The sequence below is a fragment of the Flavobacterium sp. genome (genome assembly GCF_030146175.1).
In the GTDB taxonomy this organism is placed as follows: domain Bacteria; phylum Bacteroidota; class Bacteroidia; order Flavobacteriales; family Flavobacteriaceae; genus Flavobacterium.
On sequence record NZ_JASLCE010000040.1, the window covers coordinates 61,445 to 74,705 of the forward strand.

The 13,261-nt window shown below is 37.1% G+C and carries 13 protein-coding genes; 5 read left to right on the forward strand and 8 right to left on the reverse strand.

Going from position 1 to position 13,261, the window contains the following annotated elements; translation table 11 throughout:
* The first annotated feature begins 60 nt into the window (after window positions 1-60).
* Window positions 61-1,125: an FAD-dependent oxidoreductase gene (locus Q1R07_RS04690; RefSeq protein WP_300486473.1), complete on the forward strand. Its 1,065-nt coding sequence runs from the start codon at window positions 61-63 to the stop codon at window positions 1,123-1,125.
* Window positions 1,126-1,127: 2 nt separating this feature from the next.
* Here the strand turns inward: Q1R07_RS04690 and Q1R07_RS04695 are convergent, their stop codons facing one another.
* Window positions 1,128-1,532: a DUF983 domain-containing protein gene (locus tag Q1R07_RS04695; RefSeq protein ID WP_300486475.1), complete on the reverse strand. Its 405-nt coding sequence runs from the start codon at window positions 1,530-1,532 to the stop codon at window positions 1,128-1,130.
* Between the two features lie 64 nt (window positions 1,533-1,596).
* Here Q1R07_RS04695 and Q1R07_RS04700 point away from each other — a divergent pair, with 64 nt between their 5' ends.
* Window positions 1,597-3,510 carry an ABC-F family ATP-binding cassette domain-containing protein gene (locus Q1R07_RS04700; RefSeq protein WP_300486477.1) on the forward strand — a complete coding sequence of 638 codons (1,914 nt, stop codon included), beginning with the start codon at window positions 1,597-1,599 and terminating at the stop codon, window positions 3,508-3,510.
* A 34-nt stretch (window positions 3,511-3,544) separates the two neighbouring features.
* Here Q1R07_RS04700 and Q1R07_RS04705 read toward each other — a convergent pair whose 3' ends face one another.
* The 5 genes from Q1R07_RS04705 to Q1R07_RS04720 form a co-directional block, all read right to left on the reverse strand.
* Window positions 3,545-4,693: an 8-amino-7-oxononanoate synthase gene (locus Q1R07_RS04705; protein ID WP_300486479.1), complete on the reverse strand. Its 1,149-nt coding sequence runs from the start codon at window positions 4,691-4,693 to the stop codon at window positions 3,545-3,547.
* A 67-nt stretch (window positions 4,694-4,760) separates the two neighbouring features.
* Entirely contained in the window at window positions 4,761-5,243 is a 483-nt protein-coding gene (locus Q1R07_RS04710; protein ID WP_300486481.1) for a DUF1761 domain-containing protein, read from the reverse strand.
* 860 nt (window positions 5,244-6,103) lie between these two features.
* The gene (locus Q1R07_RS16405; RefSeq protein WP_366526334.1) at window positions 6,104-6,265 is read right to left on the reverse strand and encodes a DUF1801 domain-containing protein; all 162 of its coding nucleotides are present in this window, start codon (window positions 6,263-6,265) and stop codon (window positions 6,104-6,106) included.
* A 53-nt stretch (window positions 6,266-6,318) separates the two neighbouring features.
* Window positions 6,319-6,954 carry a response regulator transcription factor gene (locus tag Q1R07_RS04715; protein WP_300486484.1) on the reverse strand — a complete coding sequence of 212 codons (636 nt, stop codon included), beginning with the start codon at window positions 6,952-6,954 and terminating at the stop codon, window positions 6,319-6,321.
* Window positions 6,947-8,959 (reverse strand): sensor histidine kinase, encoded by a 2,013-nt coding sequence (locus Q1R07_RS04720; RefSeq protein WP_300486487.1) that lies wholly within the window; start codon window positions 8,957-8,959, stop codon window positions 6,947-6,949. Before Q1R07_RS04720 ends, Q1R07_RS04715 begins: the two co-directional genes overlap by 8 nt.
* Before the next feature lie 233 nt (window positions 8,960-9,192).
* Here Q1R07_RS04720 and Q1R07_RS04725 point away from each other — a divergent pair, with 233 nt between their 5' ends.
* Window positions 9,193-9,597 (forward strand): hypothetical protein, encoded by a 405-nt coding sequence (locus Q1R07_RS04725; protein WP_300486490.1) that lies wholly within the window; start codon window positions 9,193-9,195, stop codon window positions 9,595-9,597.
* A 282-nt stretch (window positions 9,598-9,879) separates the two neighbouring features.
* Here the strand turns inward: Q1R07_RS04725 and Q1R07_RS04730 are convergent, their stop codons facing one another.
* On the reverse strand, window positions 9,880-11,040 hold the full coding sequence (locus Q1R07_RS04730) for a hypothetical protein (protein WP_300486493.1): 1,161 nt from the start codon (window positions 11,038-11,040) through the stop codon (window positions 9,880-9,882).
* A 423-nt stretch (window positions 11,041-11,463) separates the two neighbouring features.
* On the opposite strand from Q1R07_RS04730, the gene Q1R07_RS04735 reads away from it, so the two are divergent.
* Window positions 11,464-11,838, forward strand: coding sequence for a hypothetical protein (locus Q1R07_RS04735; RefSeq protein WP_300486496.1), 375 nt, complete (start codon window positions 11,464-11,466; stop codon window positions 11,836-11,838).
* Between the two features lie 37 nt (window positions 11,839-11,875).
* On the forward strand, window positions 11,876-12,409 hold the full coding sequence (locus Q1R07_RS04740; RefSeq protein WP_300486510.1) for an N-acetyltransferase: 534 nt from the start codon (window positions 11,876-11,878) through the stop codon (window positions 12,407-12,409).
* 247 nt (window positions 12,410-12,656) lie between these two features.
* Here the strand turns inward: Q1R07_RS04740 and Q1R07_RS04745 are convergent, their stop codons facing one another.
* Window positions 12,657-12,875, reverse strand: coding sequence for a GIY-YIG nuclease family protein (locus Q1R07_RS04745; protein ID WP_300486499.1), 219 nt, complete (start codon window positions 12,873-12,875; stop codon window positions 12,657-12,659).
* Window positions 12,876-13,261 lie beyond the last annotated feature (386 nt).

Here is a 13,261-nt window from a genome sequence, read left to right on the forward strand (position 1 = left end):
AATTTCTCCAATTTCATAAAAACTCTTACCCAACCGGTAAGAGTTTTTTATTTTTGTAGTATGGTAGATTATTTGATTGTTGGTTCCGGAATTGCCGGTATTTGTTTCGCAGAAACGCTATTGCAAAACGGAAAAACCTTTAGGGTATTGGAAGATAATTCCACATCGTCGTCGCGAGTGGCGGGAGGATTGTATAATCCGGTTATTTTAAAACGTTTTAGCCAGGTTTGGATGGCCACTGAGCAATTGGACTACGGCTTGCCTTTTTATGCGGCTATCGCCAAAAGAATCGGTGCGGAATTTGATTTTAAAATACCAATCTACCGGAAGTTTGCTTCCATAGAAGAACAGAACAATTGGTTTCATGCGGCCGATAAACCGAATCTGGCACCATATCTGTCAGCCGATATAATTCATCGGAAATACCAATCGATTACGTCCGATTTCGGCTTTGGAGAAGTACGTATGACGGGTTATGTCGATACGGCTGTATTGTTGAATTCCTATAATCGTTATCTCGAAGAAAACAAGCTGTTGCTTAAAACACACTTCGATCATTCGAAATTGGTAATCCATGACGATTTTGTACAATATGAGACATTATCTGCGCGACATATTGTTTTTGCGGAAGGTTTCGGGATGATTCACAATCCGTTTTTTAATCATCTGCCATTAGATGGAACCAAAGGCGAATTATTGGTCATTAAAGCACCGGACTTAAACCTGGATGTGGTTTTAAAATCCAGTATTTTTATCCTTCCTATCGGTAACGATTTGTTTAAAGTAGGCGCAACGTATAATTGGGATGATAAAACCGATTTGCCAACCGAAGCCGGAAAACAGGAATTAGTGGAAGAACTCAAAACACTGATCGATTGCGAATTCGAAATTGTCGACCATTTTGCCGGTGTACGACCAACGGTAAAAGACCGGCGCCCGCTCGTTGGAACGCATCATGTCTATCCTAATGTACACCTGTTAAACGGACTCGGAACCCGCGGTGTAATGTTAGGACCATTTCTGGCGGATAAACTCTTTGAATCGATCGAAAAGAAAATGGCATTAGATGCTCAGATAGACATCAAACGTTTTTATAAAAAATTAGGAATCCGTTTGGATTCCTAAGCTTATACCGTGTCGTTTTTATCAAGATGCTGTTTCCAGTCTTTGTCGTAATGCACAAAAATGTTGATCCAGATGTTTCGGGACAAACGCATAATCACCGGCATAAAAACGATTAGAGTTGCAATAATGGCTATAAATGCGGTTTTAAGACTGGTTCCCAGAAAAATATGGGAAATAACAAATGCCGCTACTCCAAAAGCAATACCAACACCATAACTCACATACATCGCACCGTAAAAGAAAGACGGTTCGATCTTATAATAGGTTCCGCAATGACTGCATTTTTCGTGCATGGTAAAAACATGACTCAGTTTATACGGATTTTTCTCTACATACATGTTTTCTTCCTGGCATTTTGGGCAACTACCCGTTAAAATGCTGTTGAGTTTGCTTCCTTTTTTAAACATTTGTAAAAATTTTAGTAAAGGTACGTCTTTAAAAAATTACCTTTGTAGCCTTTGTAACAAAATTATGCTAAATATACACAATTTATCGGTTTCTTTCGGGGGAACGTACCTGTTTGAGGAAGTTACTTTCCGACTGGGAGCGGGGGATCGCGTTGGGCTTGTTGGAAAGAACGGAGCCGGAAAATCGACCATGCTCAAAATCCTATCGCGGGAATTAGGCCCCGATTCTGGAAGTATAGCTACAGAAAAAGAAGTAAAACTTGGTTTTCTAAAGCAGGACATCGACTTTGTAAAAGGAAGAACCGTTCTGGAGGAAGCCTATCAGGCTTTTGAGGATATAAAAAACGCAGAGCTAAAGATGGAAGAAATCAACCATCAGTTAGTGACGCGTACCGATTATGAAAGTGAAAGCTATTCGGAACTTATCGAACAGTTAAGCGATGTAACACATCATTACGAAATATTAGGCGGTTATAACTATGTGGGCGATACCGAAAAAGTATTGTTGGGATTGGGTTTTAAACGCGACGATTTTGATCAGCTAACGGATACCTTTTCCGGTGGATGGCGGATGCGTATCGAATTGGCCAAATTATTATTGCAAACAAACGACATATTATTACTGGATGAGCCTACGAACCACTTGGATATCGAGAGTATCATCTGGTTGGAAAGTTTCCTTCGAAACTTCCCGGGTGTAGTCGTTATTGTTTCGCACGATAAAATGTTTTTGGATAATGTAACCAATCGTACCATTGAAATTTCATTAGGGAAAATATACGACTTCAGTAAGCCTTATTCGGAATACCTGATTCAACGTCAGGAAATCCGTGAAAAGCAGTTGGCTACGCAAAAAAATCAGGCTAAAAAGATTGAAGAAACGGAAAAACTAATTGAAAAATTCCGGGCCAAAGCCTCAAAAGCTTCCATGGCGCAATCGTTGATCAAAAAGCTGGATAAGGTAGAACGCATCGAAGTTGACGAAGATGATAACTCGGTAATGAGTATTTCATTTCCGGTATCTATTACACCGGGTCGTGTAGTGGTTGAAGCCGAGCACGTGACCAAAAGTTACGATGAGAAAACCATCTTAAAAGAGATTTCGTTATTGGTCGAGCGTGGTAGTAAAATCGCATTTGTCGGACAAAACGGTCAGGGGAAATCGACTTTTATTAAAGCGATTGTGAATGAATTCGAATACGAAGGAACCATCAAACTCGGACATAACGTACAATTGGGGTATTTTGCGCAAAATCAGGCCGAATATCTGGATGGCGAGAAAACCCTTCTGGATACCATGATCGAAGCGGCAACGGACAGCAATCGTTCGAAAGTACGCGATATGTTGGGCGCCTTCTTATTCCGCGGTGATGATGTCGAGAAAAAAGTAAAAGTACTGTCAGGAGGAGAACGCAACCGATTGGCGCTTTGTAAGCTGTTATTACAACCGATTAACGTGTTGGTAATGGATGAGCCTACAAACCACCTTGATATCAAGTCTAAGAACGTTTTAAAGGCCGCTTTACAGAAATTCGAAGGAACCTTGTTACTGGTATCCCACGACCGTGATTTCTTACAGGGAATGGCGAATATCGTTTATGAATTCAAAGATCAGAAGATACGGGAATACCTGGGGGATATTAATTTCTTCTTAGAACAGCGTAATGTACAAAACATGCGTGATGTAGAGAAGAAAGACGTTGCCAAAGAAACGGTGGTACAAAAAGACAATAAAGCCCTTTCGTATGAAGAGCAAAAGAAACAAAAAGCCCTTCAGAACAAGCTGAGTAAAATTGAAAGTCAGGTTCAGGAACTGGAAAAAGAAATCCGAAAAGACGATAAAGCGCTGGCAGAACACTACGAAAAACTAATGCAGGATGCGTCTTTTTTTACAGCCTATGAAAAGAAGAAAAAAGAATTAGAACAGCTTTTGGAAGAATGGGAAAATGTTCAGGAAGAAATAGAAAGCAATAGCTAGAAATAGAAAAAGAGTGGTTTATAGCCGCTCTTTTTTATTTAAACGGATTGCGTTCCTGCCAAAGGGTTTCCGGTTCCAGTGAACGGAATAGTTTTGAAATATAACGGTTGATAAAAGCATTCTCGTGCTGAATATAGCCAAACATTTCCTGCGGTTTTGCACCTACCGAACTCTTGATTTCAAGAGCTGTACGGGCAAAAACAATCTTCGTATAGCCTTTGTTTACCGAATAGCCAACCATATCGTAAAGCATATTCAGATACAGCATCTTTTCCCGTTGGTGTTCGTCATCATATCCCAGAAAATACGTGTCGATGGTTGAGCCGTTTTTTATCAGTGTATTAAAACCGATCAGTTTATTATCCAGAAAATAACCGTAAAATAAAAACCGATCACCCAATAATTTCTTGAGCTTAAAAAAATGATTTTCGGCCAGGAAAAAAGTATTAAAAGGCGCATTACGCGCTACATTCTGATACAAACAATGAATGGTGTCGGAATGCTTTTGGATGTCATCCAGACTAAACTTTTGTTTCACAATGTCTGTTGCCTTTTTTCGCGCTCTTTTGTATTGATCCCGGTATTTTTTTGTTAGTGCCTCTACATAATCCGTTTCGTGATGCCAGTTTTCCGGGATGTTAAAAAGCATATTGGGTTGAGTGGTAAACCGGTAAAATGAAGCAAATTCGGGAATCGCAAAAGAAGCGGTATCGTATTCGGAAAAATCCTTAAAAACGGTCAAATGGATCTTTGTTTTTTGTTTTCGGAAGTGTTCCTTTAATGCTTTTGTAGCCTGTAATAATAGTGTAATGGCTTGCGACGGTTCCATTTTTTCGTTTAAAACAAAAGCATTCTGACCGGTAAGCATGTTGTTTCCGATAAAGAGCACATGCGCACTAAAGTTTCGGAACACAAAATTGCGGGCCGATGTTTTAAAACAGTTATCCCTTTCGCCAAACGATTCGACTTTGTTTAAATCCAAAAACTGCGATAAGGCAATTCCGCATAATTCGTCTTGTTGGTATAGGCCGATATAATGACAAACCATATTGGCAGGAGCCGATTTTTCCAGAACGGTACTATACGCTTTGCTAAGAAAAATATTAGAAACAGCGATATCGTCCCAATTTTCGGGGAGTTCGCTGGCAGTAGTATAAATTTTATAGGTAAAGTCTGTTATCACAAAAAATGAATCGCTCCACAAATGTAGAGCGATTAGTATATAAATAAGTGTTAAAAGATAAAATTTTCTATTTCATAGCACAAATTATTCCTCCCATAATCATACAGCTAACGACCCAGAAACCACCGGCAATCAGCGTATATTTCCAGGATCTGCGTTCAAAAAGGGCGCCGGTTCCTACTACAGGTAAGGCAAAAAATAAGCCGGCAAAAAAGCCGTGTAACATTCCGTGTTTAAAAGTGCGGAAAGCATCCCCGTAATCGGTCATAAAGGCTTGGTACGATGGTTTGGCTACTGAAGGATCGCCGCCTATCATTCCTAAAGCTCCGAATTGGTGAATCGTTAGCATCTGAAGGATAAAAGAAATAAAGAAAGCATAGACAATAGCCATTCCGAATATAACAGCCATATTGCCTGTTTTTACTTGCTCTTCTGTTAAATGGGCTTCTTTCATCCAAATGGTACCGAAAACTTTCGGATTATACCATATAAATCCAACTACCAAAGTAGATAATGCGGCTAATAGTAGCGCTAAAAAGTTAATTTCCATAATTTTTTGTTTTTTGTTGTATAAATGTATAAAAATTAACAGTGTCTTTTTGTTTTTTATTTTAAATCATTTTTTATACTGAAAATAGAATATTTTAATTGCTTTTCAAGTATTCTGTGAATTCAAAAAATAGCATACGCAAACCCACTCAAAAAATAATAAATAATAAATTTAAATTGTTGATTTTTAGTATTTTATAATTTTTTTTATTCTTGTGTATAGCTGCGTAGTCGATTTTTTCTTTCGTTGTTTTTTTTGCGGTTACTTTGCCTTGTGAATGATTCAGAAATTGACTGGAATACAAATATTAAAGTCGATTTCAGAAGCTTTTAAAGCGTTAAAAATAGTGACAATCTTTATTTAAGATTTGTGTCCGATTGAAGAGAAAATGTCCTATTAAGGATCAATTATTAGCTTAATTATTTTTTCATAATTACTTAAAAATAAAGTTTTTTGGGGTTAAACAGTTGTTAATGAGACACCCGTTGTATTCTTGGAATTGATTGGGGGAGTTAGTTTTAAAGATTAGGGTGTCTCTTAACTATTTAAGCTCATTTTGCTAATGATTAGGAATATAGTTTAGTAGTTTTTATAAATTATTTGAATAAAGTTTTTTGGGGTTAAACAGTTGTTAGAGAAACATCCATTACAGTCTTGAAATTAATTGGGGGAGTTAGTTTTAAAGATAGGATGTCTCTCAACTGTTTTAAGTCGGGAAGGTGCTTTAAAAAAATACAACATAATTGTTTATATCAATTATTTAAGATAAAGTTTTTTGGGGTTAAACAGTTGTTAAAGAGGCATCCTTTATAGTCTTAAAATTAATTGGGGGGTTAGTTTTAAGACAGGATGTCTCTTAACTATTTTAGTTTACAATGATTTTGATCTATCAAAAATATAGGTATACCATAGCTGATTGCCTCTTCTGCTTTCGGAAGGATTTCTTGAATGCTATTGCGAAGCTGTTTCAGCAGTGTCTGCGTTTTTTCAGGAAAGCTATTAATATAATGATCAATTTCGATGTCGTTTTCATAATCAAAACTTTAAAGGAAAGGAGTATAACGCTACAATTCTTTTACAGAAACCTATATTCAACAGCCATTTTAATGAGCTCCGCAACATTTTTAGCACCAAATTTTTGAAGAAGATTACGACGATGGGTTTCAACGGTAAGCGGACTTACAAATAATTCATCGGCTATGGTAACGGTGGTTGCACCATTAGCGATTTTTTGTAAGATCTGTTTTTCTCTTTTTGTCAATACAGGAATGGCTTTCCATTCGTTTTGGGATGGTTTCATCATGATCTCCTTTGCTTCTTTGCTAAAAGCCAATTTCCCCTCTAAAGCTTCCGAAATACAGTTTAGTAACTCATTGGCATCAGCATTTTTTAGTACATAACCACCAGCTCCGTTTTGAAGTAGTTGCATCATAATACTTCGTTCCGCCTGATTACTCAGCCCTAAAATAACCGTTTCAGGTGTTTTTTTCTTAATGATTTTACAAAGTTCAATCCCGTGGTAGTCGGGAAGCATAATGTCGAGTAATACAATATCCACTTGATTATTTTCCAGAAAATCGAGAAATGACTGGCCATTAGTAAAACTAACGGCAGTTATGCGGGAATCGCTTTTTAATAGCGTCTTTAGACCTTCGATCACAATTGGATGATCATCTACAATAGCCAGAATAATTTTTGAAGAGTCAGACATGTAATTCGATGTTTATTGTGGTTCCTTCGCCAGGAGCCGAATGAAGTTCAACCGTTCCGTTTAGATATTTTGCCCGATTTTGAATATTGGTAACTCCAATTCCTTTTTTCTGTTCCAGAATACTTTTGTCAAAACCGGTGCCATCGTCTTCTACTGTGATAAAGAACGTTTTCTCATTTTGACTGCATTGTACCATAATGTTTCCGGCATTTGCGTGACGAATGGCATTGGATAGTGCCTCCTGAATAATACGATAAATAATTACCTGAGTGGCGATTTCCATTTCGGGATCAATATTAAAAGACTCGTAACTGATGGAGCTATCCTGAGATTCGAGAGATTCACATAGGTCTTTTAAGGCTGTTTCTAAGCCAAATCGGAGCAATGTTTCCGGCATCATATTACGGGCAATACGACGCAATTCGGTAACAGCATTGTCGAGTTGACCGATGATTTTTTGAATTTCTACCGGATTCGGATTTTTTTTAGTATCGCTCATTTCACCGGATAGTTTTATTTTGATTCCGGCAAGCATTCCCCCTAAGCCGTCATGAAGGTCACGGGCTACTCTTCGACGTTCCCGCTCTTCGCCTTCCAACATGGCTTCTGTCGTGGATAAAAGTTGTTGTTGATGTAACTCTTTTAACTGTTGCTGGTGATTGATTTCTTTTTGTTCCGATAGTTTTTTCTGATTCCGATAGAAAGCAAAAGCTAATACGGCAATCGCCAGAAAAAATAAGGCTGATGCACCGAGCAAACTGCTAAAAAGTCGGTTGTTACGGGCTGCGAGGTCTGCTTCTTTTTTATCGGTTTCCAAAGCTGTGATTTTTTTCTGGTTTTCAGCATTTTGAAATTGGACTTCCAGTTCGTTGATTTTTTCTTTGAGTTTACTGTTATTAATACTGTCGCTTAGCTGACTGTACTTTGTTTGCCATTGATAGGCTTCTTTCAGATTCCCCATTTTTTCATTAACAGAGGCCAATTGGGTATAAAACATTTTCCGATTGTTTACTTCGGTCGCCAGATTCCCCTCTTTTAAAAGCTTTAATAAAAGATCCCGGGCATTTTTATATTCTTCCAATTGCAGGTAAATATCATACTTTCTGAAAGTAAGCATTTGGAGTAAGGTGGATTGGTTTAGGCTTTGAGCGAGAACAATTCCTTTATCGAGACTTTTAATAGCGTTGTTAAAGTAGCCTTTCGAAATAAGATACAAGCCTTCGTTATAGTAATAATAGGGGTACTGTGTCGATTCTTTATGCGGTTCCAAAATGACTTTGGCCTTATCCAACATTATTTTGGCCGTTTCATTATCGCCTTTATAAATAAAATTACTCACCGCACCGAGGTAGGCAAGCATGAGTTCGGAAGATCCCGGCTTATTTTTTTCGAGTAAACCGATTGCTTTTTTGTTATAGGCTTCCGCTTTATCAAACTGAGCATTATACATAAAAAGGGTTCCCAGTTGCGAATAATAATGCGCCATTTTTTCGGATTTACCAGACTGTTGCGCCAGTGGAATTGATTTGTTTAACAGGATGTCGATTACAAATGAATCTCCTTTTTTGTTACGTTGAAGAATAGCATAGTTGTACCAGGCTGCAGCTGCAGTTTCATAACTGGCGGCTGTTCGGAATGCCGTTAGTTTTTGAGTGGCTTTGCGTAGTGATAATTGTGCTTTTTCCGGATTGATTGCCGAAAGATGTTGTCCTTCATAAAAAAAATACAAAGCATTTAGATAGGAATTCTTAGCGGCCAGTTGTTTGCCTTTGGTCAGGAACATCCGACTTTTAACGGTGTCTTTGGCTCGCCAGTAATCGGAAAGCAAAAAACTGGCATTGGCTTTAATACTATCGACGGATCTGGAATAAACAATCTGATGAAGACTATCAGCATAGGTTTTTTCATTAACGGGTAATAACTGTTGTGCCGTAACGGAAAATAAAAAACCGTGTAGTATAAAGAATAGCCATAATAGTCTACGGGGAACTAGGAACCGTTGCATGGAATATATTAATTTTTTCGGATGATAAAATAAGAATTTTCCTCTAAAAACATTCTTTTTAAAGATATAAAATCCTTCAAAGATTGGAAAAACATCGCAAAAAGCCATGCAAAGGGAATAAAATACTGGAAAACCATTAGAAAAAAATACTCATTTTCTGCGATTGTTGCTGTTTTGACAGGAATCTAACTTTGCTTCAGTAAAAGATTATAACCATTTAGACATTTTATATTATGAGAAAGAAGATTTTAACGACGTTAGTATTGACCATGGCCTTCGGATTGATTTCTACATCGTGTAGCAGCGATGGAGACGGTTCAGGTAATGCAACAGGAGGAAGTAGCAAAATGGTACGTTATAAAGCAATTGCGTCCGATAATGCAAAAATTGATGTTATTGCCTATACCAATGCACAAGGGGATATGACAACCCATACGGATATAAATGCAACTACATGGGAAAGTCCGGAAATCAGCATGCCGGCATCGGTACAAGCGATTTCGTTTGGAGGATCGGCTACTGTAGCGACACAGGGAGAAACAGGGACACTTAAAGTACAAATCATTGTTAATGGAGAAGTGGTAAAAGAAAACATATCAACCGGATCGGTTATGTCGGCTTCAACAACTTTGTATTAATTTAAAAGTATAAAGAATTTACAATAAGTATGTAATGACAACCGGGTTTCGTAATACTAGGCGATCCCGGTTTACGAATTTCCATATCGTTGTTTTTAGAATAACTAATGTAAAACTGCTTTAAAAGCGTTTCAGTTATTTTTCCTGATTTAAACAAACGAGTAGGTTTCTAATACTTATAGATACGACCTAAATAACAAAATAACCTGCCAGATTTATTATTTTCTGACAGGTTATTTTTATTGTATAAAAATGTTTTACAAGATTTTTAAATAGTAGTATTTACTGTTTTTCGACAGTGAAAAGTACATGAGGACTGTCTCCTTTATCGATATGTCCGGTTAATCGAAGTCCATTGTGTGTTCTGTGTATCGAAGGTCGGGTACTGTTATAACTCAAATTACCATAGTTGATTTCTTTAAAATCAACCAATACATTATTGGTATATGCCCATGACCATGGGACATAAGTTCCAAAGCTGATATCTTGTTTGCCATGTTTATAAGTTAGCTCATTGTATACTCCGGTAGCACTCTGAGACTTATGTTGTGCCAGAATTACGGCGTACTTATGAGCTGGAATTACGGATGGTTGCTTAGAGAAAAAGCTACTGCCGTACCATGAACTTCGGTCTTTATAAACTAAGTTCTTGTCACTTTTGTTATGAATTATAATTTTAGCGGTTAGAGCTGTTCCGTAAGCCTTTTTCAATCCGTCAACCATTTTACGGGCAGATTCATAATCGCTAGTGATATAGTCTAATGTATTAAGAGAATTGTTTAGATTGGATAAAGTACTAATGGTAAACTCTGCATAATGAGGTCCGTAGGAAAGTGGTGTGATTTTTCCGGAGATTTCAAGATTACCCAGTCGTTTCGTCATAGTAGGTCTGCTATGGTAGTTTAATTCTACATTATTGAATTCCGAAAAATTCACCAGCACATTACTACTTCTACAACTCATACCTAAATGCCACTGGGGCAAATAGGAGCCAAAGCATGTCGTAATATTCTCATATTGATAAATGAATTCGCTGTATACGCCTGTTTGTAAAGCATTTATGGTTCCGGAATAAATAATAGCATATTTTTTTGGAGGAATAGTGTAAGGAGCAGTATTTATAAAAAAACTATTTCCCCATGCTATTTGTTTTTTGAAAATTAAATCTTTGTCTGTATTGTTGTAGACGATGGCATATAGGCTCCAAACATTAAAAAAATCAAGCTCAGAACATATTTTAAAAGCCTCTTGTTTTGAGTTGGTTATATGAATTTTTTCATTGGCATAATTCGACATAAAGGAAAAACTGGATTTGGCAGTAGAGGCGGCCAATTTTGAAGTCGAAATAGGTTCGTTTTGTTCTTGTAAAAAATCGTCTTCCTGACAATTTACAAACAATAGTAAAGATAAAAGTGTAGATACTAGTAATAATTTACGAATCATGATGATACTATTTAAGTTAATATACGTTTTGTTGTCAATAGCAAAAGTGATAAATCCTCTATGTTGGGCTTTTGAAGGAGATTTTATCTGTGATTGTATGTGCATTGACCAGGAATAATTCAGTTGAATTTGAACTATTGCTTTATTTTTTAGTCTGAATGCTTTTCGGGAAAGATTTTCGGGTGTTCTTGTGCAAAATATATATCAAGGAGAGATAGTACTACGATAGTAAACTTGTAAACATCAAGCATAAATCAAAGATACATCTAAGGATATTGAATCGCAATGCGACGACTTTAATTTACGTCTTCTAGGGCTGATTTGACTACTTGTAGGGAAATAGTTTAAATGTCCCATTTTGAGTATGTTGTATTTTTAGAAAAGTTATGTATTTTCGTTTACGACACATAGAATTATCCGATTATGAAAACACGATTGCTGCTGCTGTTTCTGGTTGTAAGTGGACTATCTTGCCAAAATAGGGATAAAACCAATACGGATAAAGAGCCAGAAAAGACCGAAATGACATTTGATAAAGAACGGTGGCGTGTAACCAACGATGAAGCGTATGCCTATAGAGATAAAATGGTTGACGATCTGATCAATAATAAGAAGTTGAAAAAACTGAAAAAGAAAGCAATTCTGGAACTATTGGGTGCGCCGGATCGCACAGATAGTGATTATTTGTTTTATACCATTCGTCAAAAACGGATGTTTATTCTGCCATTACAAACCAAATCGATGGTTATAAAACTGAAGGAAAATGACAGTGTTGAATGGATAAAAATGCACGAATAGCAAAAAAATGGTAGATTATATACTAAAATAAAGGATGATGCAATTAGAAATAAGGAAAGAAGATAAAAATGATTTTGAAGCGGTTTTTAAGCTCATTGAAAATGCTTTTGAAAATGTTGTATTTAGTGATCACCGGGAACAGTTTTTGGTGGAACGCTTGCGGAATTCGGATGCTTTCGTACCGGAGTTGTCTATTGTTGGAGTGTTAGAAGGTAAAATTGTAGGGTATATTTTACTGACGAAAATAGTGATCAAAGCCAATAATGGAGTCGAAACCGAATCATTGGCATTGGCGCCTGTGGCTGTTTTACAGGATTTCCAGAAAAAAGGAGTCGGAGGTCAGTTGATTCGGGCGGCACATGACAAAGCCCGTACAATGGGTTTTGGTTCGGTTATTTTATTGGGACATGAAAAGTATTATCCAAAGTTTGGTTATCAAATGACAAGTCAATATGGAATACGATTGCCTTTTGATGTTCCTGAAGAAAACTGTATGCTGATTGAATTGATTCCCGGAGCACTAAAAGAAGTGTCGGGAGTTGTGGTGTATCCAAAAGCATTTTTTGAGTAATAATGCGTAAGTTGTTTGTTTCGAATTAACACTAAAATTATCAATGGTTTCGATTTTTGGGATCCAATGATATAGTGACCGTGTTTTTGATATCCAGTATCGTCCCGTTTTCTGACTGTTGATTGTAGAATACCAATTTGTCTTCATATGGTGCTACAGAATTGTAAATGGGGGAATTAACACCTTATTAGTACTCGATAAAAGACCTCATTTTCCACCTTTTATATCCAATGTCCTTTATCATTGATCACTTCCCGGTCTTCAAATACTTTTCTCTTTTTAGAGCTTCAGTTTTAGAAGTAAAGAAGTCAACATAAATTACTTCCCAAGGCCTAAATTTTATAGTAAACCCTTTTGTCGCAAGGGAATTGTGGGACTTAAATCTTTGAATTAAATTAGAAGTAAAGCCGGTATATGTTTTATTAAACTTTTCGGAGTAAAGGATATAAACAACAAATTCTTCCATATCTAAAGTGTTATAAATAAAAAAAACTATAAAAATATAAGAGCTTCCTGAGTAGCGGGAACAGGACTCGAACCTGTGTCCACCGTGGCGGATATGAGCCTGAACGAGTTGTCTATTGCTCTATTCCGTGCTGTGTGTTAGTATTCTCAGGCTGTTTCTTTTAGGGGAAAGGGGGTAGGTTTAAATTAAAAAAAGCCCCTATAAAAATATAGGAGTTTCCTGAGTAGCGGGAACAGGACTCGAACCTTTGTCCGCGGCGGCCTATTGCTCTATTCCGTGCTGTGTGTTAGTATTCTCAGGCTATTTCTTTTAGGGGAAAGGGGTAGGTTTAAATCAAAAAAGCCCCATCAAAATGTTGATGGGGCTTCCTGAGTAGCGGGAACAGG